The 19,659-nt window shown below is 63.5% G+C and carries 21 protein-coding genes; 14 read left to right on the forward strand and 7 right to left on the reverse strand.

Annotated features, from left to right (window positions below; all coding sequences use genetic code 11):
* The first annotated feature begins 2 nt into the window (after nt 1–2).
* The 10 genes from GJB56_RS01700 to tuf all read left to right on the forward strand — a co-directional run bounded on the left by GJB56_RS01700 (nt 3) and on the right by tuf (nt 10,660).
* The gene (locus tag GJB56_RS01700) at nt 3–1,988 is read left to right on the forward strand and encodes an ATP-binding protein (RefSeq protein ID WP_113682449.1); all 1,986 of its coding nucleotides are present in this window, start codon (nt 3–5) and stop codon (nt 1,986–1,988) included.
* Nucleotides 1,988–3,148, forward strand: a complete 1,161-nt coding sequence (locus GJB56_RS01705; RefSeq protein WP_029536739.1) for an acyl-CoA dehydrogenase family protein — start codon at nt 1,988–1,990, stop codon at nt 3,146–3,148. Before GJB56_RS01700 ends, GJB56_RS01705 begins: the two co-directional genes overlap by 1 nt.
* 24 nt (nt 3,149–3,172) lie before the next feature.
* Entirely contained in the window at nt 3,173–3,958 is a 786-nt protein-coding gene (locus GJB56_RS01710; protein WP_046378231.1) for an enoyl-CoA hydratase family protein, read from the forward strand.
* Between the two features lie 42 nt (nt 3,959–4,000).
* A complete protein-coding gene (locus tag GJB56_RS01715; RefSeq protein WP_113682384.1) occupies nt 4,001–4,612 on the forward strand; it encodes a TetR/AcrR family transcriptional regulator in 612 nt (203 codons plus the stop codon).
* Nucleotides 4,613–4,695: 83 nt separating this feature from the next.
* Nucleotides 4,696–5,244, forward strand: coding sequence for a DUF3558 domain-containing protein (locus GJB56_RS01720; protein ID WP_113682385.1), 549 nt, complete (start codon nt 4,696–4,698; stop codon nt 5,242–5,244).
* Nucleotides 5,241–5,786 carry a DUF3558 domain-containing protein gene (locus GJB56_RS01725; protein WP_060939051.1) on the forward strand — a complete coding sequence of 182 codons (546 nt, stop codon included), beginning with the start codon at nt 5,241–5,243 and terminating at the stop codon, nt 5,784–5,786. Before GJB56_RS01720 ends, GJB56_RS01725 begins: the two co-directional genes overlap by 4 nt.
* 409 nt (nt 5,787–6,195) lie before the next feature.
* A complete protein-coding gene (gene rpsL, locus GJB56_RS01730; protein WP_003941908.1) occupies nt 6,196–6,570 on the forward strand; it encodes a 30S ribosomal protein S12 in 375 nt (124 codons plus the stop codon).
* Nucleotides 6,570–7,040, forward strand: a complete 471-nt coding sequence (gene rpsG, locus GJB56_RS01735) for a 30S ribosomal protein S7 (RefSeq protein WP_003941856.1) — start codon at nt 6,570–6,572, stop codon at nt 7,038–7,040. The genes rpsL and rpsG overlap by 1 nt, the downstream gene beginning before the upstream one ends.
* Before the next feature lie 201 nt (nt 7,041–7,241).
* Complete coding sequence (gene fusA / locus GJB56_RS01740) at nt 7,242–9,344, forward strand: elongation factor G (RefSeq protein WP_003942073.1); 2,103 nt, start codon at nt 7,242–7,244, stop codon at nt 9,342–9,344.
* A 125-nt stretch (nt 9,345–9,469) separates the two neighbouring features.
* Nucleotides 9,470–10,660: an elongation factor Tu gene (tuf, locus tag GJB56_RS01745; RefSeq protein WP_019744283.1), complete on the forward strand. Its 1,191-nt coding sequence runs from the start codon at nt 9,470–9,472 to the stop codon at nt 10,658–10,660.
* A gap of 118 nt (nt 10,661–10,778) precedes the next feature.
* Here the strand turns inward: tuf and GJB56_RS01750 are convergent, their stop codons facing one another.
* From GJB56_RS01750 to GJB56_RS01770, 5 genes are read right to left on the reverse strand one after another with little or no spacing between them, the layout of a single operon-like run.
* The gene (locus GJB56_RS01750) at nt 10,779–11,342 is read right to left on the reverse strand and encodes a hypothetical protein (RefSeq protein ID WP_019744282.1); all 564 of its coding nucleotides are present in this window, start codon (nt 11,340–11,342) and stop codon (nt 10,779–10,781) included.
* Nucleotides 11,339–12,313 carry a DUF6286 domain-containing Asp23/Gls24 family envelope stress response protein gene (locus GJB56_RS01755; protein WP_019744281.1) on the reverse strand — a complete coding sequence of 325 codons (975 nt, stop codon included), beginning with the start codon at nt 12,311–12,313 and terminating at the stop codon, nt 11,339–11,341. Before GJB56_RS01755 ends, GJB56_RS01750 begins: the two co-directional genes overlap by 4 nt.
* Entirely contained in the window at nt 12,300–12,479 is a 180-nt protein-coding gene (locus GJB56_RS01760; RefSeq protein WP_003942043.1) for a hypothetical protein, read from the reverse strand. The genes GJB56_RS01755 and GJB56_RS01760 overlap by 14 nt, the downstream gene beginning before the upstream one ends.
* A gap of 1 nt (nt 12,480) precedes the next feature.
* Entirely contained in the window at nt 12,481–12,858 is a 378-nt protein-coding gene (locus GJB56_RS01765; protein ID WP_020906840.1) for a hypothetical protein, read from the reverse strand.
* On the reverse strand, nt 12,855–13,322 hold the full coding sequence (locus GJB56_RS01770; RefSeq protein ID WP_003941912.1) for an Asp23/Gls24 family envelope stress response protein: 468 nt from the start codon (nt 13,320–13,322) through the stop codon (nt 12,855–12,857). The genes GJB56_RS01765 and GJB56_RS01770 overlap by 4 nt, the downstream gene beginning before the upstream one ends.
* 184 nt (nt 13,323–13,506) lie before the next feature.
* Here GJB56_RS01770 and GJB56_RS01775 point away from each other — a divergent pair, with 184 nt between their 5' ends.
* Nucleotides 13,507–14,685, forward strand: a complete 1,179-nt coding sequence (locus GJB56_RS01775; protein ID WP_029254871.1) for an NAD(P)/FAD-dependent oxidoreductase — start codon at nt 13,507–13,509, stop codon at nt 14,683–14,685.
* A gap of 42 nt (nt 14,686–14,727) precedes the next feature.
* Nucleotides 14,728–15,492, forward strand: a complete 765-nt coding sequence (locus tag GJB56_RS01780) for a glutamate racemase (protein ID WP_029254872.1) — start codon at nt 14,728–14,730, stop codon at nt 15,490–15,492.
* 37 nt (nt 15,493–15,529) lie between these two features.
* On the opposite strand, the gene GJB56_RS01785 is transcribed toward GJB56_RS01780, so the two are convergent.
* Nucleotides 15,530–15,898: an SPW repeat domain-containing protein gene (locus GJB56_RS01785; RefSeq protein ID WP_019744276.1), complete on the reverse strand. Its 369-nt coding sequence runs from the start codon at nt 15,896–15,898 to the stop codon at nt 15,530–15,532.
* A 361-nt stretch (nt 15,899–16,259) separates the two neighbouring features.
* Between GJB56_RS01785 and GJB56_RS01790 the strand changes: the two genes are divergently transcribed.
* Nucleotides 16,260–16,997, forward strand: a complete 738-nt coding sequence (locus GJB56_RS01790) for a DNA alkylation repair protein (RefSeq protein ID WP_031333080.1) — start codon at nt 16,260–16,262, stop codon at nt 16,995–16,997.
* Between the two features lie 38 nt (nt 16,998–17,035).
* On the forward strand, nt 17,036–18,355 hold the full coding sequence (locus GJB56_RS01795) for a glycosyltransferase 87 family protein (protein ID WP_113682386.1): 1,320 nt from the start codon (nt 17,036–17,038) through the stop codon (nt 18,353–18,355).
* Here the strand turns inward: GJB56_RS01795 and GJB56_RS01800 are convergent.
* Entirely contained in the window at nt 18,327–19,382 is a 1,056-nt protein-coding gene (locus tag GJB56_RS01800) for a ferredoxin--NADP reductase (RefSeq protein ID WP_020906844.1), read from the reverse strand. The genes GJB56_RS01795 and GJB56_RS01800 overlap by 29 nt on opposite strands.
* Nucleotides 19,383–19,659: the final 277 nt, after the last annotated feature.

The raw sequence follows: 19,659 nt of genomic DNA on the forward strand, positions 1-19,659 counted from the left end.
CCGTGACAATCACTTCAGTACTGGTCGCCAATCGTGGCGAAATCGCCCGCCGTGTCTTCGCAACCTGTCGGAAGAACGGAATCGGCACGGTTGCGGTATTTTCCGACGCGGATGCCGACAGCCCTCACGTCGCCGAAGCCGATGCTTCGGTTCGCCTGCCGGGTAACACGCCTGCCGAGACCTACCTGCGGGGCGAGTTGATCATCGCCGCCGCGAAGGCTTCGGGCGCCGACGCGATTCACCCCGGCTACGGATTCCTCTCCGAGAACGCGGAGTTCGCGCGCAGCGTCATCGACGCGGGGCTGACGTGGATCGGCCCACCCGTCGAATCCATCGAGCTCATGGGGTCGAAGGTCGAGTCCAAGAAGATCATGGACGCCGCCGGAGTTCCGGTGCTGTCCGAACTCGATCCCGCTGCGGTGACCGAAGCTCATCTGCCAGTGCTGATCAAGGCGTCGGCGGGCGGCGGCGGACGCGGCATGCGTGTCGTTCGTGAATTGTCGGCGCTGGAAGGCGAACTGGAAGCGGCGCGGCGTGAGGCGCAGTCCGCCTTCGGCGACCCGACGGTCTTCTGCGAGCGCTACCTCGAGACCGGTCGGCACATCGAGGTCCAGGTCATGGCCGATCGCCACGGTGGGGTGTGGGCGGTGGGGGAGCGCGAGTGCTCGATCCAGCGTCGGCATCAGAAGGTGGTCGAAGAGGCGCCGTCGCCGCTCGTGCAGCGCATCCCCGCCATGCGCGAGAAGCTGTTCGACGCCTCGCGGCTCGCAGCCAACGCCATCGGCTACGAAGGCGCAGGAACCGTTGAATTCCTGGCTGACGAAAAAGGCGACTTCTTCTTCCTGGAAATGAACACCCGTTTGCAGGTAGAGCATCCGGTCACCGAGTGCACCACCGGACTCGATCTGGTGGAACTGCAATTGCAGGTCGCTTCAGGTGAAGCACTTCCGGACGAACAGCCGGAGATCCGGGGGCATTCGATCGAGGTGCGACTGTACGCCGAGGACCCCGCCAAGAACTGGCAGCCTCAGAGTGGAACCGTTCACCACATCGAGTTGCCCGGTGACCCGCAAGAATTCAGTGTTCTGCGTGAGCAGGGCGTTCGCCTCGACTCCGGCGTCGTCGACGGCAGTGTTGTCGGCGTCCACTACGACCCGATGTTGGCCAAGATCATCTCGTACGCGCCGACGCGGACAGCAGCTGCCCGGCTGCTCGCGTCGACGCTGGCGCGCACCAGGATTCACGGCCTGCGCACCAACCGCGATCTGCTCGTCAATGTCCTGGCTCACCCCGCCTTCATTGCCGGGGACACCGATACGGCGTTCTTCGAGACCCATGACCTCGAGAAGTTGTCAACGCCTCTGGCCGACACCGACGCCGAAAGGCTTTCGGCGCTAGCGGCGGCACTTGCCGATGCCGCGCACAACCGGGCGTCGGCGCGCGTCATCGGCCGCTTGCCCAGCGGGTGGCGCAACCTGCCGTCGCAGCCGCAGAGCAAGAGCTACTCCACTGCGTCGGGCGACTACGACGTCCGCTACTCCCTGAGTCGAAGCGGCGTGTTGAACGCAGAAGGCTTCGACGACGTGAGCGTGGTATCGGCAACTGCTGCCCGAGTAGTGCTCGAGCAGAGCGGAGTACAGCGCTCGTTCGACGTGGCGGCATACGGGAGTGAGATTTTTGTCGACTCCTCGCTGGGCCCAGTCGCGTTGACGGCAGCACCGCGCTTCGTGGATCCGTCGGCGGAAGTCGCCGCCGGTTCGTTGCTCGCTCCGATGCCGGGATCGGTTATCCGCCTCGGCGCCGCACTCGGTGACACCGTCACTGCCGGCCAGCCGATTCTGTGGCTAGAGGCCATGAAGATGGAACACACCGTCACCGCGCCGACTGCCGGTGTCCTGGTAGAACTTCCGGTCGCCGTCGGCCAGCAGGTCGAAGTCGGATCGGTACTCGCACGTGTGGAAGAACCCGCTACAGAAGAGGAAGCATGATGAGTTTCATCGAAACCGAAGAGCAGAAGGAACTGCGGGCATCCGTTTCCAAACTGGGTGAGCGCTTCAACTACGTCGACTACGTGCTGCCCAAGGCGCGCAAGGGTGAGCCGCTCACCGAATTGTGGAACGAGGCGGGCAAACTCGGATTCCTGGGCGTCAACCTGCCGGAGGAATACGGCGGCGGCGGTGCCGGTATCTACGAACTCGCGCTGGTGCAGGAGGAATTGGCGGCGCAGGGCGCCGGTCTGCTCCTGGTTGTCGTATCCCCGGCCATCTGCGGCACCATCATCGGCAAGTACGGCACGGCGGAGCAGAAGCAGCAGTGGCTACCCAGCCTCGCCGACGGCTCCAAGATCATGGCGTTCGGAATCACCGAGGCCGACGCCGGTTCCAACTCTCATCAGATCACCACGACGGCACGCAGGGATGGCGACGACTGGATCCTGAGCGGCAACAAGATCTACATCTCGGGTGTCGATCAGGCTGACGCGGTCCTCATCGTCGCGCGCACCGAGGACTCCAAGACCGGCAAGCTCAAGCCCGCTCTGTTCATCGTCCCCACGGATTCTCCCGGATTCGTGAAGACGCAGATGGAGATGGACATCATCGAGCCGGACCACCAGTTCATCTTGTTCCTCGACGACGTCCGTTTGCCGGCCGACGCTCTGGTCGGTGAAGCCGATGCCGCCCTGATGCAGTTGTTCGCCGGCCTCAACCCCGAGCGCATCCTGGGTGCGTCGATGGCTATCGGCATGGGCCGTTACGCCCTGAACGCTGCGGTGAAGTTCGCCAACGAGCGCACGGTGTGGAAGACGCCGATCGGTGCGCACCAAGGTATTTCGCATCCACTCGCGCAGGTGAAGATCGAACTCGAGCTCGCCAAGCTGATGATGCAGAAGGCCGCAGTGCTCTACGACAGCGGTGACGATTTCGGTGCTGCCGAAGCCGCGAACATGGCAAAGTACGCCGCCGCCGAAGCCAGCATCAAGGCGCTCGATCAGGCGATCCAGACGCACGGCGGCGCAGGCCTGACGAAGGAATACGGGTTGGCCGCCATGCTCGGCGCGGCCCGTATCGCCCGCGTCGCGCCGGTGAGCCGCGAGATGATCCTCAACTTCGTCTCGCAGCACTCTCTCGGTCTGCCGCGGTCGTACTAAACGGTCCTACTGAAGAGGAGACTCATGACGGATCAGGACAAGCCATACGTACGGTACGAAGTATCGGGCGGTGCTGCCACGATCACTCTCGACTCACCCCACAACCGCAACGCGATTTCGACGCGGTTGGTCACGGAGTTACAAGCGGGGTTGACGTCAGCGGCCGCCGATCCGGCAGTTCGAGCGGTGGTGCTCACCCACACCGGTGGAACATTCTGTGCGGGAGCCGATCTCAGCGAGGCTTCCGGATCGTCCTTATCTCCGGAAGAGGCCGTCAAAGAACGAGGGCGGGGAATGCTGACGCTCTTGCGCAGCATTCTCGAGCTTCCCAAGCCGGTGATCGGGCGCATCGACGGTCACGTCCGAGCCGGGGGTATGGGTCTTGTCGGGGCGTGCGACATCGTCGTCGCCGGACCGGCGAGCACCTTCGCGGTGACGGAATCACGGTTGGGTTTGGCAGCGTCCATCATTTCGCTCACGGTCCTACCGAGGCTCGACCAGCGATCTGCGAGCCGATACCTGCTCACCGGAGAGAAGTTCGGCCAGCACGAGGCCGAATCCATCGGACTCGTCACCGCCGCGTCGCAGGACACGGGGGAGTCGATCACCGAACTGCTCGGCACCTTGCGTCAATGTTCACCGCAGGGACTTGCCGAATCGAAGTGGATCACGACGCGTTCGGTCCTGGCCGGATTCGACCGTGACGGCGAGGAGATGATCGCGCAGTCTGCCCGGCTGTTTTCCTCTGACGAGGCTCGTGAGGGCATGATGTCTTTCTTGCAGAAGCGTCCAGCAGCCTGGGCGCAGTAGAACTGCGCACTGGAACACAGCGGTAGAAAGGATGGCGGCGCGATGACTCGAGAACCCAAGCAGGACCGAAGTCGAGTCACGCGCTCCCACCTGCTCGAAGTGACTGTGGAGTGTCTCGCCGAACTCGGATGGAGCGCAACGACGATGAGCGTCGTCGCCCAGCGTGCCGGGGTGTCCCGCGGTGCGATGCAGCATCACTTCCCGACCCGCGAGGACCTCATCACCGCGGCGCTCGAGGTGATGTTCGACGCCAGGATGGATCAGGCACGAAAGGAATCGACCGACCTTCCGGTGGGTGCCGGACGAACCGAGGCGGTCATTTCGCGGTTGGTCGAGTACTACACCGGGACTCTGTTCAAAGCAGCACTGCAGGTGTGGACGGCCGCTGCCTCCGACCCCGACCTGCGGGCCCGCGTGTTGCCCCTCGAGGAACGGTTCGGGCGCATCGCGCACCGCATGGCCGTCGAGAGTCTGGGCGTCGACGACTCCGATCCGGTGACGCACCGTTTGGTACAGGCGACCCTGGACCTGGCCCGCGGGCTGGGGCTGGCAGACGTCTTGACCGACGACTCGCGTCGACGCACCGAGGTGGTCAAACAATGGGCGGCGCAATTGGATTCCACGCTGGTTCGGGTACCGGTCTCAACTCCCTGAATCGGTAGCGGCGTGGCGGCGACCGGTGAGCGAGGTGCGTACGTGGCGTGTGTCGGGGGCCACCGAGAAGTACAGTCGGCTCCATGGCCGCACGCACCCTCACTTCGATCGGGACTTCGGTATTGGTCTCGGCTGCCGTGCTTTCGGCGGTGGTCGGCTGCAGCTCCGACGACGGGGCCGTCGATCAGCCGGGCGACGGCGCGGGTTCGCAGGCGCTCGCACCCACCGATCCCGGTCCGATGTTCGCCGAATGCGGCTCGGTGACCGACGAAGAAGTTGTCAATGCCTTCAACCTCGGCGCTTTTGCGACGACGACGCGCAACGGCGTCGGTTGCCAGTGGGAGGTCGCTGGTTCGAGCGGTCCGAGCGTCAGTTTCTCCTGGTACCGCGGTAGCCCGATCGGCCGCGAACGGGCCGGGTCCGACCTGCTCGGACGTCCCGCCGCCGACATCACGATCGGCGGTCATCAAGGCTTCATCGCGTCCACGGCAGGTTCGCTGTGCGAGTTGGGTATCGCGTTCGGCGGAGACTTCGTGCACTGGTCGATCACCTACGGTTTGCTGCCACCGACCGCGGATCCATGCACGGTGGCGCGGGATCTGATGGAAAAAACAGTTTCGAGGGCACAGTGAAGTTCGAGGGCGCCGTGAAGCGCGTACGGATCGGGCTCGCCCTGGCTGGATCGCTGGTTCTGCTGACAGGCTGCGGCTCGGTGGTCATCGGGACTCCCCGTGCGGAGGGCAGCTACGGCGGTAGTGACAGCCAGGAATTCGCCAACGTCCTCCAAGAATGCGAGGCCGTCACCGACGAGCAGATCGCCGGTGCCGTGGGTGCCGACGCCGTCGGGCGTGGGTTCTTCGGCGCCATCTGCCGTTGGGACGGCATCGGGGCCGCGGGTCCGATCAAGATCACCTTCAACTGGTTCGAGACGGGCACCCTCGATCACGAGCGCGCTGCATTCGAACATCTGGGATACGTGGTGGCGAAAATCGACATCAACGGCAGTGGCGGTTACGAGGTTCGCCAGCCGGCCGATCCGCAGAGTTGCGGCGTGAGCGCGAGCGCACCGGCCGGGGGAGTGTTCGGGTGGTGGGTCACCGAGCCGCAGGGCGGCGCGGATCCGTGCGAGGCTGCGGCAAAGCTCGGCGCGTTGACGTTGAACCGCAGCATCTGATCGTGACCGGTCCGGCTGCGTGGTCTGAGTTTGCAGCCAGAGTGTCTGGTCAGAGCGTGAGGTCACTATCACCGTGGCCTCGCTTTGACCTCGTGGCGCGCCGACAGGTATCGTTATGGGTCGTGTCCGGCATGCCCGGGCCGATCTGTGTGCCTAGCTAGGTATTGCCGTGCGCGCGTTCGAGCAGAAACTGCTGATGAACGAGCATCCGGCTGCCTGTGTGGGGGTATGCGACACGCCCGACCTCGGGGGCAGTGCGCGGCATGAAAGTGCTGAGTACAGACTCTGAGGTGGGTGAGGAGCAGCAGCTCTCTTGCTCCAACTGCTAGATCCCTAATTTCAGAACAGCCACGTTTTCGAACGGCCCGAGTTCGCTCGAGCAGTCTGTTCGTCACAAGAAAGCCGGTAAATGCCAACCATCAACCAGCTGGTCCGCAAGGGTCGCCGCGACAAGACCGCCAAGGTCAAGACGGCAGCCCTCAAGGGCAGCCCGCAGCGTCGTGGCGTGTGCACTCGCGTGTACACCACCACCCCCAAGAAGCCGAACTCCGCGCTCCGTAAGGTCGCACGTGTTCGCCTCACGACTTCGGTCGAGGTCACCGCGTACATCCCCGGTGAAGGTCACAACCTTCAGGAGCACTCCATGGTGCTCGTCCGTGGCGGTCGTGTGAAGGACCTCCCGGGTGTCCGTTACAAGATCATCCGCGGCTCCCTGGACACCCAGGGTGTCAAGGGTCGCAAGCAGGCACGCAGCCGCTACGGCGCCAAGAAGGAGAAGAGCTAATGCCACGTAAGGGCCCCGCTCCGAAGCGCCCGCTCATCAACGACCCGGTTTACGGTTCCCCGTTGGTGACGCAGCTCGTCAACAAGATCCTGCTGGACGGCAAGAAGTCCACCGCAGAGCGAATCGTGTACCAGGCTCTCGAGCAGGCACGCGAGAAGACCGGCACCGATCCGGTCGTCACTCTCAAGCGCGCCCTGGACAACGTCAAGCCTGCACTCGAGGTTCGTAGCCGCCGCGTCGGTGGCGCTACCTACCAGGTGCCGGTCGAGGTTCGTCCCGGTCGTTCCACCACGCTGGCACTGCGCTGGCTGGTCACCTTCTCGCGTGCACGTCGTGAGAAGACCATGGTCGAGCGTCTCGCCAACGAGCTCCTCGATGCCAGCAATGGCCTCGGTGCAGCTGTGAAGCGTCGCGAAGACACTCACAAGATGGCCGAAGCCAACAAGGCATTCGCCCACTACCGCTGGTGATGTAAAGCGTCGGAGCAACTGCCATCGGGTGGGGCTCCGACGCTTGTCGCCGTTGGCGACCTGATCATCTCGCCGGTTTCCGGACGCAGGTGGCCAGGTTCGCTTCGGCAGAGACATAATTGAAAGACCATGGCCTTGACGGTGGAACACACCGGATACGGCCGACACCCGAAAACCAAGCAACGAGCGGGGAAGAAACCTGTGGCACAGGAAGTGCTGACTGACCTGAACAAGGTCCGCAACATCGGCATCATGGCGCACATCGATGCCGGCAAGACCACCACCACCGAGCGCATCCTGTTCTACACCGGTGTCAATTACAAGATCGGTGAGACGCACGACGGTGCGTCGACGACGGACTGGATGGAGCAGGAGAAGGAACGCGGCATCACGATCACGTCTGCCGCCGTGACTTGCTTCTGGAACAACAACCAGATCAACATCATCGACACCCCCGGCCACGTCGACTTCACGGTCGAGGTGGAGCGGTCGCTGCGCGTGCTCGACGGCGCAGTTGCTGTCTTCGACGGTAAGGAAGGTGTCGAGCCGCAGTCCGAGCAGGTTTGGCGTCAGGCTGCCAAGTACGACGTTCCGCGCATCTGCTTCGTCAACAAGATGGACAAGATGGGCGCGGACTTCTACTTCACAGTCCAGACCATCATCGACCGTCTCGGCGCGAAGCCGCTCGTTCTCCAGCTGCCCATCGGCGCTGAGGACGACTTCGACGGCGTCGTCGACCTGGTCGAGATGCGTGCCATCACCTGGCGCGGCGTAGTTCCGACCGGTGCACTGCCGACCATCGAAGAGATCCCCGCGGACCTCGTCGAGAAGGCTGCAGAGTACCGCGAGAAGCTGCTCGAAACCGTTGCCGAGTCCGACGAAGCTCTCATGGAGAAGTACTTCGGCGGCGAAGAGCTCACGGTCGAGGAAATCAAGGGCGCCATCCGCAAGATGACGGTCGCTTCCGAGCTGTACCCGGTCATCTGTGGCTCCGCGTTCAAGAACAAGGGCGTTCAGCCCATGCTCGACGCAGTCATCGATTACCTGCCGAACCCGCTGGACATCGGCGAGGTCGTCGGCCACAAGCTCGGTGACGAAGAAGTAGAGATCACTCGCAAGCCGAGCAAGGAAGAGCCGTTCTCGGCTCTCGCCTTCAAGATCGCTGCTCACCCGTTCTTCGGCAAGCTGACCTTCGTCCGCGTGTACTCGGGTCGTATCGATCCGGGCGCTCAGGTGCTCAACGCAACCAAGGGCAAGAAGGAGCGCATCGGAAAGCTCTTCCAGATGCACGCCAACAAGGAGAACCCGGTAGACGAGGCCGTAGCCGGCCACATCTACGCAATGATCGGCCTCAAGGACACCACCACCGGTGACACCTTGTGCGATCAGGCGAGCCCCATCGTCCTCGAGTCGATGTCGTTCCCCGCGCCGGTCATCCAGGTCTCCATCGAGCCCAAGACCAAGTCCGACCAGGAAAAGCTGGGCGTCGCGATCCAGAAGCTGGCCGAAGAGGATCCGACCTTCTCGGTCGAACTCGACGAAGAGACCGGTCAGACCGTCATCGGCGGTATGGGCGAGCTCCACCTCGACATCCTCGTCGACCGCATGCGTCGCGAGTTCAAGGTCGAGGCGAACGTCGGTAAGCCGCAGGTTGCGTACCGCGAGACCATCACCAAGAAGGTCGAGAAGCACGACTACACCCACAAGAAGCAGACGGGTGGCTCGGGCCAGTTCGCAAAGGTCATCATCGCTCTGGAGCCTTTCGTGGGCGAAGACGGTGCTACCTACGAGTTCGAGAACAAGGTCTCCGGCGGACGTATCCCGCGCGAGTACATCCCCTCCGTGGATGCTGGTGCGCAGGACGCGATGCAGTACGGTGTTCTCGCCGGCTACCCGCTCGTGAACCTGAAGCTGTCGCTGCTCGATGGTGCTTACCACGACGTCGACTCCTCGGAAATGGCGTTCAAGGTTGCCGGTTCGCAGGCACTGAAGGAAGCCGCCCGCAAGGCCGGCCCCGTCATTCTCGAGCCGCTCATGGCTGTCGAGGTCACAACGCCCGAGGAGTACATGGGCGACGTGATCGGCGACCTCAACTCCCGCCGTGGCCAGATCCAGGCCATGGAGGAACGCAGTGGTGCCCGTGTCGTGAAGGCGCTGGTTCCGCTCTCGGAGATGTTCGGTTACATCGGTGACCTGCGGTCGAAGACCCAGGGCCGTGCGAACTTCTCCATGGTGTTCGATTCCTACGCAGAGGTTCCCGCGAACGTCTCGAAGGAAATCATCGCCAAGGCGACGGGCGAGTAAGCACAGCGAGCTCCCCAGCCCGCGCCGGCAAGTGACCTCGGTTGCTTCCGGCACGAAGCACGACCAAGTAACAACCAACCGCACTGCTGCATACGGCAAGCAACAACAGTCCAGGAGGACACAAAGTGGCGAAGGCGAAGTTCGAGCGGACGAAGCCGCACGTGAACATCGGCACCATTGGTCACGTCGACCACGGCAAGACCACGACGACGGCGGCCATCACCAAGGTTCTCGCGGATGCATTCCCCGACCTGAACGAGGCTTCGGCCTTCGATCAGATCGACAAGGCTCCCGAGGAAAAGGCTCGTGGCATCACGATCAACATCTCGCATGTTGAGTACCAGACGGAAAAGCGCCACTACGCGCACGTCGATGCACCGGGTCACGCCGACTACATCAAGAACATGATCACCGGCGCAGCTCAGATGGACGGCGCTATCCTCGTCGTCGCAGCTACCGACGGCCCGATGCCCCAGACGCGCGAGCATGTCCTGCTCGCTCGCCAGGTTGGCGTTCCTTACATCCTCGTCGCCCTGAACAAGGCCGACATGGTTGACGATGACGAGATCCTCGAGCTCGTCGAGATGGAGGTCCGCGAACTGCTGGCCGCTCAGGAATTCGACGAGGAAGCCCCCGTCATTCCGATCTCGGCACTCAAGGCACTCGAGGGTGACCCGAAGTGGACGCAGTCCATCCTCGACCTGATGGCTGCAGTCGACGAGTCCATCCCGGACCCGGTCCGCGAGACGGACAAGCCCTTCCTCATGCCCGTCGAGGATGTCTTCACGATCACCGGCCGTGGCACGGTTGTCACCGGTCGTATCGAGCGTGGCTCGGTCAACGTGAACGAGGAGGTGGAGATCGTCGGCATCAAGGAGACCTCCACCAAGACCACCGTCACGGGTATCGAGATGTTCCGCAAGCTGCTCGACTCGGGCCAGGCCGGCGACAACGTCGGACTGCTCGTTCGTGGCATCAAGCGCGAAGATGTCGAGCGTGGACAGGTTGTCGTCAAGCCGGGCACCACGACTCCCCACACGGAGTTCGAGGGCCAGGCATACATCCTGTCGAAGGACGAGGGCGGCCGCCACACCCCGTTCTTCAACAACTACCGCCCGCAGTTCTACTTCCGTACCACGGACGTTACGGGCGTCGTGACGCTGCCTGAGGGCACCGAGATGGTCATGCCCGGTGACAACACCGAGATGTCCGTCAAGCTCATCCAGCCTGTCGCCATGGACGAGGGCCTGCGCTTCGCAATTCGCGAAGGCGGCCGTACGGTCGGCGCCGGCAAGGTTGCCAAGATCATCAAGTGAGACTCTTGTCTCGCTAGCTGATTCACAGCACTAGAAAAGGCGCTCATTCCCTTCGGGGAGTGAGCGCCTTTTCTGTGTCTGTGGTCAGGTGGTCTGCAATCGGTTGTTCGGGGTGCTTCTACTTGGAGGCTTCTACCCGGTCGAGATGCAACAGAACCTGTACCGCGACAGGTGAGCCGTCGAGGCTTCGCCTGGTTGCACGGGCGATGTGTTCGGCCGAAGTGGTGAAGCCGACGACATCGATCGCCGGGTCTGCGGTGACGACAATCGACAGCGTTGGCAGTCCGCGATCGATCGTCGCTTTGCTTCTGGTGCTGCGCACGCCGCTCAGCTGGGCGAGTTCTGCCGCTACGCCGTCGGCGACCGGTCCCAGATCCACACTGACGTCTGTGCCGGACTCGTTGTGCCGCAATGTGACTGCGCTCGTTCGGCGTCGACGAAGGTTCAGGTACAACAGCCCGAAACCGGCGAAGACGCAGAGGATGAAGGTGCCCGACAGCACCCAGTGCCACCAAGGCTCCTCCGGAAGACCGAAGAGGACCTCACGATCGAGTCGTGACACCCAGGTCCTGATCAGTGAGGCACCCGCGTCCCACGCGATGGCGTATGCGCCCGCCGCGAGGAGTGCGATTCCGACGATGAGGACGATGGTCCGATCGACCGCGGAGATCCAACGGTTCACGAGGCGTCCTTTCGTCGTACTGGCGTTTCTCTCACGACTACCGAAAGCTGCAGTGGCTGCTGGAGTATCGCGAGATGAGGCCGAACTGCCGCGTCGACGGCCGCGGCAAGTTCGGTTCGATCGCCGCCGGTGGATTCGATGTGGACCTTGATGTGTTTGCGGTCGACGCTGGTGTGGGCCGAGTCGACGCCGGGAACGACCGCTGCGTGGCTACTGCACAGACGTGCAATGTCCGTCGGCCGCATCCATACCGTCGATGCGCTCGGGTTACCCAACGGCACATGGGTTTTCGCCCGGCGTTTGAGGGCGGACATGATCAGGACAACGCCCGCGACGACGGCAGCGATCGCGACCGGCAGCAGCCACGGTTGCCAGTGCAGACGCGACGTCCACTCCACGGAGTTTCGGATCCAGGGCGCCGAATCGAAGGTTCCGCGGTTGATGAACCATTCGCGCGAGACCACGAAAGCGAGTGCGAGTAGACCGCACGCGATGACGACGGCTGACACCGCGGCGGCGGGGTTCGCGGAGGGAACTCGGGGTGGAATCGGATCCGAGAGTGCCTCCTGTGCGGGGCCTTCCGCGATTTCGACGCCGGAAACACAGGATTCGTCAGAACCCTCGGTTGCCGCGATCATGACGTTCATGTCGTGGAGGGGCAGGCCGGTCAGCGACTCGACGCTGCGTCCGACTTCTGCCCGCACGCGACCGGTCAGTTCGGTGACCGAACATGGCCAGGACACAGCGAGGAACAGATTGATGGCCACGGCGTCGCTGCCCATCGAGATGTCGGCTCGCGGAAGGTCGCGCCCGGTCAGGCGGGTCAAGCCACCGGACTGGCGGACCACCCCCGGGACGTTCACCGCTGCGGCAGTGGCTATCTTGGCCATCGCCCGGTCCTTGATGACCAGTGAACCTCGTAGGCCGGGATCGTCTGCCGCGTTCGGAGTGGTCGGCTCAGCCACGGCCACGGCTTCGGAGGATCGCGCCGAGATCGAGATGTCCGTCGCGGTGTGCTCCGATCGCCATACCGGCGGCGCCGAGCAGGACGGCGAAGACGAATCCGCTGAATCCGCCCATGATTCCGGCGAGCGCGAGGAGCAGACCGACCAGCAGTCCGACGGTAGTGCTGTTCATGTCAGTTCCCTTCTCGAATGTTCGGTGCGATCTCGGTGACAGTGGAGAGCTCGGTGACTGCATCTTCAGAATTTTCGGGTGGATATCCCGCTGTCGACAAGTCTCCGACGGTCACGTTCACCGGTACGTCGACCAACCGTGCCACCACCGCTCGGACGCGTTCGGCGACGCCGCGAACGTCGGCCGGATAGTGAACGGAAATGTGTACCGCACAAGAGTTTTCGTCGACGACGACGCCGGTGACTCGGCGTCCGGGGAGGTAGGTTCCCACCTCACCGAATTGCCCGCCGTGCAGATCTGCCACTTCCGGGATCGCAAGAACTGCGTCGGCGACGACCTCGGCCGCGTCGATCTCGCGGCCGGCGTCGGCGGTACTCACTGAACCCTCGGCTTGGCTTCCGGATCGGTACTGCCGCCGCTCTCTGCATCCTCGAAGAGCATGACGTCGAAGACGGTGATGTTGACCTCGGTGACCTCGAGACCCGTCATGCTTTCGACTGCGGCAATGACGTTTCGGCGGATACCCACCGCCAATTCGTGGAGTGCGACGCCGTATTCGGCGACAATGCCGATGTCGATGGCGGCTTGTTTCTCGCCCACTTCCACCGCCACGCCCTGGGCATGGTTGACGCGGGCGCCCGGAATGCGGTCGCGAAGTGCCCCCACCGCGCGCGCGGTGCCCCCACCGACGTCGTACACGCCGTTGATCTCGCGGGTCGCGATACCGGCGATCTTGGCGACCACGGCGTCGGCGATGATCGTCTTGCCCTGGGTGCTGACTAGTTCCGCGCCACCGTCGGCGCCGAATCGGACGCTGTTCTTTTCACTGGAATCGCTGGTCATGGGGGCTCCCTGCTCATGTGTCAGTGCGTGCGTCTGAAGTACCTCCAACTGTAGTGACTGGTAGGTGGCCATGCGGGATGCACCACACCTACTCCGGCATTTGGTATGGCAGAGTCGGGGGCAAATAGTGACGGCGTTCATAGTGAGCGCTGCTAGTGACGTGGGTCGGACAGGGTGGTACGTGGTGGCACGGATAGTGATCGTGGGTGCGGGGTTGTCGGGGCTGCGGACCGTGGAGGAACTGCGACGAGCAGGCTTCGAGGGTGAATTGACGCTCGCCGGTGGGGAAACACATCTGCCCTACGACCGGCCGCCGCTGTCGAAGGAAGTGATCCGCGGCGACAAGGACGAGACGACGCTGCGTCCGGCAGAGTTCTACGTCGAGAACAAGGTCGATCTCAAGCTCGGTTCGCCCGCGACCTCGGTGGACACTGCCGCAAAGTCGGTGGCGTTCGCGGACGGATCCACCCTCGACTACGACGAGTTGGTCATCGCGACCGGACTGACTCCGCGTCGCATTGCCGGCCTTCCGGAGCTGTCCGGAGTGCACGTTCTGCGCTCCATCGAGGAGGCGCTGGCCCTTCGCGCCGAGCTGGCTCCCGGCAAGCGTGCGCTGATCGTCGGGGCCGGCTTCATCGGCTGCGAACTGGCCGCCAGCATGAAGTCTCACGGCGTCGACGTCGTGTTGCTCGAGCCTCAGCCGACACCGCTGGCGTCGGTGCTCGGCCCCACCGTTGGCGCCCTCGTCGAACGTCTGCATCGGAACGAGGGCGTCGATGTCCGCGTCGGCACCGGCTTGACCTCGTTGTCCGGCGACGGAGCGGTTGCCACTGCGACCTTGAGCGACGGTTCGGAGATCCCGGTCGACGTGGTGGCGATCGGAGTCGGTTCGGTGCCGGTCACGGGATGGCTCGATGGTTCGGGAATCGAACTCGACAACGGAGTGCTCTGCGACGGCGTCGGCCGCACCAGTACCGAACACGTCTGGGCCGTCGGCGACGTCGCGTCCTGGCAGATCGGTGATCGACGTAAGCGCGTCGAACACTGGACCAATGCGGGCGACCAGGCCAAGATCCTGGCGGGAGCGCTCACCGGAACGGGTGATCCCGATGCTCCGGCGCAGGTTCCCTACTTCTGGAGCGATCAGTACGACGTCAAGATCCAGGCGTTGGGGACCGTCGCACCCACGGACACCGTTCACATCGTCAAGGACGACGGCCGAAAGTTCGTCGCCTACTACGAGCGCGACGGTGTGCTGGCAGCTGTCGTCGGCGGAGGTAGCGCGGGAGCGGTGATGAAGATGCGCGCCAAGATCGCGGCCGGCACGCCCATCTCTGACGTGTTGGAGTCCACACCGGCCTGAACGGATGAGGCAGGACCGGTTCCGAGGCGATAGATTTGTGCGGTGATCGTTGCACTCATCGACTCGGGACTGGGCCTGCTCCCTACCTCTGCGTGGCTCAGACGCCTGCGCCCGGATCTCGATCTGGTGCTCTCCCTGGATCCGGACGGCGCCCCCTGGGGCCCCAAGCCTGAGCCGTGGGTCGTCGACCGGGTACTCGGTGCGGTGCGGCGGAGCCTCGATCGTGGGGCTCAGGTCATCGTTCTTCCATGCAATACCGCCAGCGTCACCGCGCTGCCACACGTGCGAGAACTGGTCGGGCCGGAAGTACCGGTCATCGGAACGGTGCCCGCGATCAAACCCGCCGCTGCCGCGTGCGATTCAGTGGCGATCTGGGCTACAGCCGCGACGACGGCCAGCCGGTACCAAGCCGATCTGATCGAGCAGTTCGGCAACGGCGCCAAGGTCGTCGGAGTGCCGTGCCACGGCCTGGCCGATTCGATAGATCTCGGTGATCGCGCAGCCGCACTTGCTGCCATCGATTCCGCGGTTGCCCGGACGCCGGACGACGTCAGCGGCGTTGTCCTCGGGTGCACCCACTACCCACTGCTCGCCGACGAGATCGCAGCACGGTTACCCGCCGGCGTCACACTCTTCGACAGCGCCGAAGCCGTTGCACGACAGACTCTGCGGCGGATCGACGGGCTCGGTGCCGTGGGCGAAGGATCGGGAACCGTCGAGGTGTTCGTGAGCGGTCGTCCGGGCGCACTACCGCCCAGCGCCGAAGCCTTCGACGCCGGGCGGTTGTTGGGCGCGATCAAAGCCTGATCCAGCCGCTCTGTCAATGGGCAGCTACGCCGCTCCGTCAATGGGCGGCTACGCCGCCGTGACCCCCGTGATGCATCCGCGCACTCATCACCGGCATCGCACTCACCGCGACCACAACGGTCAGAACCCCGACAACCCAGGCCGTCCACGACGCACCGCGCAGAGCGTCGAAGTTCATCACCCAGGGTGAAATGAACATCAAGACGCCGAAAACACCCATCGCGTAATCCGCCATGGCCATGTCCGGACGTGCCATGTGCGCCAGACCCGACAGTGCAACCAGGACACCCAGGACGACGAGTGACCACATTGCCCGATCGGTGGTGTCGAGCCACATCGGCGAGAGAGCCGCAAAGACGCCGAGAACCACCGCGACGGCATCTTGCATTCGATTCCACGACTTCATGACGAGACCTCCAAAGACGAGAGTGTGTCCACCTGTAGTACACGCCCGCGGAAGATCGAGATCAACTCTCCGCCAATTGCATTCGCGTTGCAGTTAGAGGCGATGCGGAGGCTCGAATATCAAGATTTGTGACCATTCGTCCGGATGGCCACGAGCCCACGCGGCGCGCTTGCCGCGATATGTCCCGAGAGTGCCATGAGGGTGAGAGTGGTGAATGCGATAGCGGCGGTGATCATGGGTGGTCCTTTCACTGACTGTCCTCGAGTGTCGTCTGCCGACCTGTGGCCGAGCAGGGCACACGGTGTGAGGACGCTGAGAGAATCGAAGAGTCCGCACAGACGACCCGTGAGAAGGTTCTGGGGTGACGCAATCGAGTGCCCCGGACGTGATCGAGCAGTTGGCCGACCTCGCGGATCCCGCGGATGCCGTCCACTTGCAGCGGTTCTTCAAGACAGCGCCGGGGGAGTACGGCGAGGGTGACGTATTCATCGGCGTGCGAGTACCGAAGACGCGATCGGTGGTGAAGAAGCACGTCGGACTCGCGTTGCCTCAGATACGTCTTCTTCTCGACAGTGACGTTCACGAGCACCGATTGGCCGGGCTGCTGATCCTGGTCGCTCAATTCGAAAAAGTCAGTCGCCCAAAATTTTTCGACGACGAGGGCCGCGCTCGCATCGCAGGCTTCTATCTGACCGCTGTCGAGGACGGGCGGGTCAACAATTGGGATCTAGTGGATTCGTCCGCCGGACAGATCCTCGGCGGCTGGCTGTACGACCGAGATCGCCGGCTGATCTTCGAGCTTTCCGATTCGGCTGACCTGTGGCGACGACGGGTGGCGCTGCTGACGACGTACGGATTCATCACTCGCGGCGACGCGTCGACCACGCTCGAGCTTGCCGCGCAGGTGCTGGGTGATCGACGAGACCTGACCCAGAAAGCGATGGGCTGGATGCTCCGCGAGGTGGGCAAGCGGGTGGATCGGGATTTGTTGACCGGCTTCCTTACTGAGAATGCAGCAGACATGGGACGCACGGCGCTGAGCTACGCGTGCGAACACCTGACCGCAGACGAGCGAGCGCACTTCCGGGCGGCCCGCTAGCGAAGTACCGCTCGGTAGGTTGTGGGACGATTCTCGGTATGCCCGCCACCCGTGTCGAGGCGTCTCGAATTGTGACGATCGGTTCACTGATCGCTGCCGGCGTCGCAGCTCTGTGTTATCTCGTGTACTCCGTTCGGGCCGTCGAACCCGTTGATTTTCTCGTCTACCGCTACGCTGCCCAGGCATTTGCCGCAGGCTCGAACATCTACGAGAGCAACCTTGTCGGCCCGTTGATCGTCGACGAGGGCATGCCGTTCACCTATACCCCGTTCGCCGTGATCTTCCTCTGGCCGACTGTTCTCTTCGACTGGTGGACGGCCTATCTGCTGTGGTCGGCGTTGTGCATCGCGGCGGTGGTGTGGACAGTCGCCAAGTTCACTCCCGCTCGCGTCCCCAAGCGGCCGCTCGTCATGGCGGCATTGGTCCTGGCCGTGTCGGTGACACCCATCGTCAGCGCGCACATCTCCTTCGGCCAGGTGAACCTGGTGCTGATGGTGCTCGTACTGCTCGACGTGACCCGCAGAGGCGATTCGAGATTCGGCCGGTGGTTTCCACGAGGACTTTTGATCGGCGTCGCAGCCGCGATCAAGCTGACGCCGGCGCTGTTCATCGTCTACTTCGTCGTCACGAAGCAGTGGCGACTCGCGATCTGGAGTTCGATCGGATTTGCCGCGGCGACCGCCGTCGCAGCAATGGTGGACCCGGCCGTCAGCTGGACCTTCTGGTCGGACGTCGTCTGGAACCTCAGTGACCGGGTGGACTTGAGCGGGCAGGCGATCGCGAGTGCCGGTAACAGTTCACTGCAGGGCGGACTTGCGGCACTGGGCACATGGACGGCGTCTCTGGCGATGCCGTTGACCGTGCTGTGCGCGGCGGTAGCGCTCTGGGTCGCCCGAGATGTATATCGCGTCGGTCGTGCGGTCGATGCGGCGTTGGTGATCGGATTGAGTGCGCCGATCCTTTCGCCGATCAGCTGGATTCATCACTGGGTGTATCTCGTGCCTGCTGCCGTCACGGTTCTCTTTCGGCTTCGATCGCCGCTGCAGTTCGGTGCGGCCGCTGTGGGGTTGGCCGTCGTCTATTGCGGGCCGAGCATGGGGCAGCAGTTCATCGAGACGTCGCCGCTCCTGCTGCCGCTGGGGTTGGTCCTTCGTGAAGGCTTCCTGATCGTGACCCTGGTGCTGATTCTTGCGCTGTGGCGGTTGCCCACAACGGCGCCGGAGTGGATGACGGGGCGGGACTCGGAAGATGGCGCGGATGATGGCTCAGAAGATGACAAAGCCCCCGATTCCGCAGGGAATCAGGGGCCGTCATGCATCGAAGCAGGGTTCAGAACTCGATCTTCAGGCGATCGGTGATCGGCTTCGCCTGGCAACCGAGGATGTAGCCGTTCGCCACGTCCTCGGCGTCGAGGATTTCGGAGTTGTCCATCTGAACTTCGCCTTCGGTGACGGTGCAGGCACACGACCCGCACTCACCTTCCTGGCAGGAGTACGGAACGTCGAGACCCTTGGCGAGCATGATGTCGACGAGCGTCTGCTTGCGCGGCCAGACGAGGGTGTGGGTTTCACCGTCCAGTTCGACCTCGACGGTTGCGGCGTCGGCAGCTTCCTCGTCGGAGACCTCGGCTACCTCGACGTCACGGAACGGGTCGCCGGCGAGTGAATTGAAGACCTCGGCGTGAACCTGCGTGCGGGGCATGCCCGCTTCTGCCAGTGCCTTGTGGACGGCGTCCATGAAGGGGCCCGGGCCGCACATGAAGGCCTCGTACGCGACAAAAGGCTTGGCGAGCGTCGCCAGTTGTGAGACGGCGGGGAGTCCCTGCACGGTTTCGATCCAGTGGACCACGGTGAGGCGGCCGGGGTGTTGCGCTGCCAGCTCGCGCAGTTCGGCGCCGAAGATGACGGACTTCTCGTCGCGATTCGCGTAGATCAGCACGACATTGCCGCTGCCCTGTGTGAGGGCGGACTTGAGAATCGAGATCACCGGAGTGATTCCGCTGCCTGCACCGAAGAGCAGGAAGTCGTGATCGAGCGATTTGGGCGTGAAGACACCTGACGGCGGCAGCACTTCGATGGTGTCGCCGACCTGGAGCTTGTCGCACAACCAGTTGGAGCCGTAGCCGTCGACGGTTCGCTTGACGGTCACCTTGGGGGCGTCGTCGGTGAAGGGTGAACTGGCCAGGGAGTAGCAGCGTGCGACCGAGCCGGTCTGATCACTCGGGATGCGCAGGGTCAGGAATTGACCTGGCTTGTAGTCGAACTTGTCCTTCAGTTCTGCGGGAATCTCGAACACCAGCGACCGGGCGTCGGAAGTCTCTTCGATGACTCCGGACACGGTGAGTACCGCCGATCGCGAGCTGTGCGGTACCTCGACTGTCGTCATCGCGAAGCTAGTCCTCTCGTGAAGCTGGGTAAAGCGCAGGTCAGTGAAGTGCAACATCTAGAACGTGTTCTAGTTCAATGTTAGCAGTGATGAAAAGCTACTGGGGATCGTAGTCGCCGAGCAACACGTTCCCGATCAGCGGGAACCACGGCAGTCTGATCCGGCCTTCCTGGCGGTCCGGGGTGGCGACGACCTGCCCGAACGGGCGGTTCGCGGGCGGCGTCCGGGCGGTTGAGCTGCCGAAGTCTGTGCGCGGGGTGTTTGTCGGTACACAGTG

It is taken from the genome of Rhodococcus sp. AQ5-07 (assembly GCF_009707305.1).
Classification (GTDB): domain Bacteria; phylum Actinomycetota; class Actinomycetes; order Mycobacteriales; family Mycobacteriaceae; genus Rhodococcus_F; species Rhodococcus_F erythropolis.

Coding starts and splice junctions, on each gene's coding strand:
- GJB56_RS01705 (WP_029536739.1), top strand. CDS start 1,988: ATGAGTTTCATCGAAACCGAAGAGCAGAAGGAACTGCGGGCATCCGTT.
- GJB56_RS01710 (WP_046378231.1), top strand. CDS start 3,173: ATGACGGATCAGGACAAGCCATACGTACGGTACGAAGTATCGGGCGGT.
- GJB56_RS01715 (WP_113682384.1), top strand. CDS start 4,001: ATGACTCGAGAACCCAAGCAGGACCGAAGTCGAGTCACGCGCTCCCAC.
- GJB56_RS01720 (WP_113682385.1), top strand. CDS start 4,696: ATGGCCGCACGCACCCTCACTTCGATCGGGACTTCGGTATTGGTCTCG.
- rpsL (WP_003941908.1), top strand. CDS start 6,196: ATGCCAACCATCAACCAGCTGGTCCGCAAGGGTCGCCGCGACAAGACC.
- rpsG (WP_003941856.1), top strand. CDS start 6,570: ATGCCACGTAAGGGCCCCGCTCCGAAGCGCCCGCTCATCAACGACCCG.
- GJB56_RS01760 (WP_003942043.1), bottom strand. CDS start 12,479: ATGAACAGCACTACCGTCGGACTGCTGGTCGGTCTGCTCCTCGCGCTC.
- GJB56_RS01770 (WP_003941912.1), bottom strand. CDS start 13,322: ATGACCAGCGATTCCAGTGAAAAGAACAGCGTCCGATTCGGCGCCGAC.
- GJB56_RS01785 (WP_019744276.1), bottom strand. CDS start 15,898: ATGAAGTCGTGGAATCGAATGCAAGATGCCGTCGCGGTGGTTCTCGGC.
- GJB56_RS01795 (WP_113682386.1), top strand. CDS start 17,036: ATGCCCGCCACCCGTGTCGAGGCGTCTCGAATTGTGACGATCGGTTCA.
- GJB56_RS01800 (WP_020906844.1), bottom strand. CDS start 19,382: ATGACGACAGTCGAGGTACCGCACAGCTCGCGATCGGCGGTACTCACC.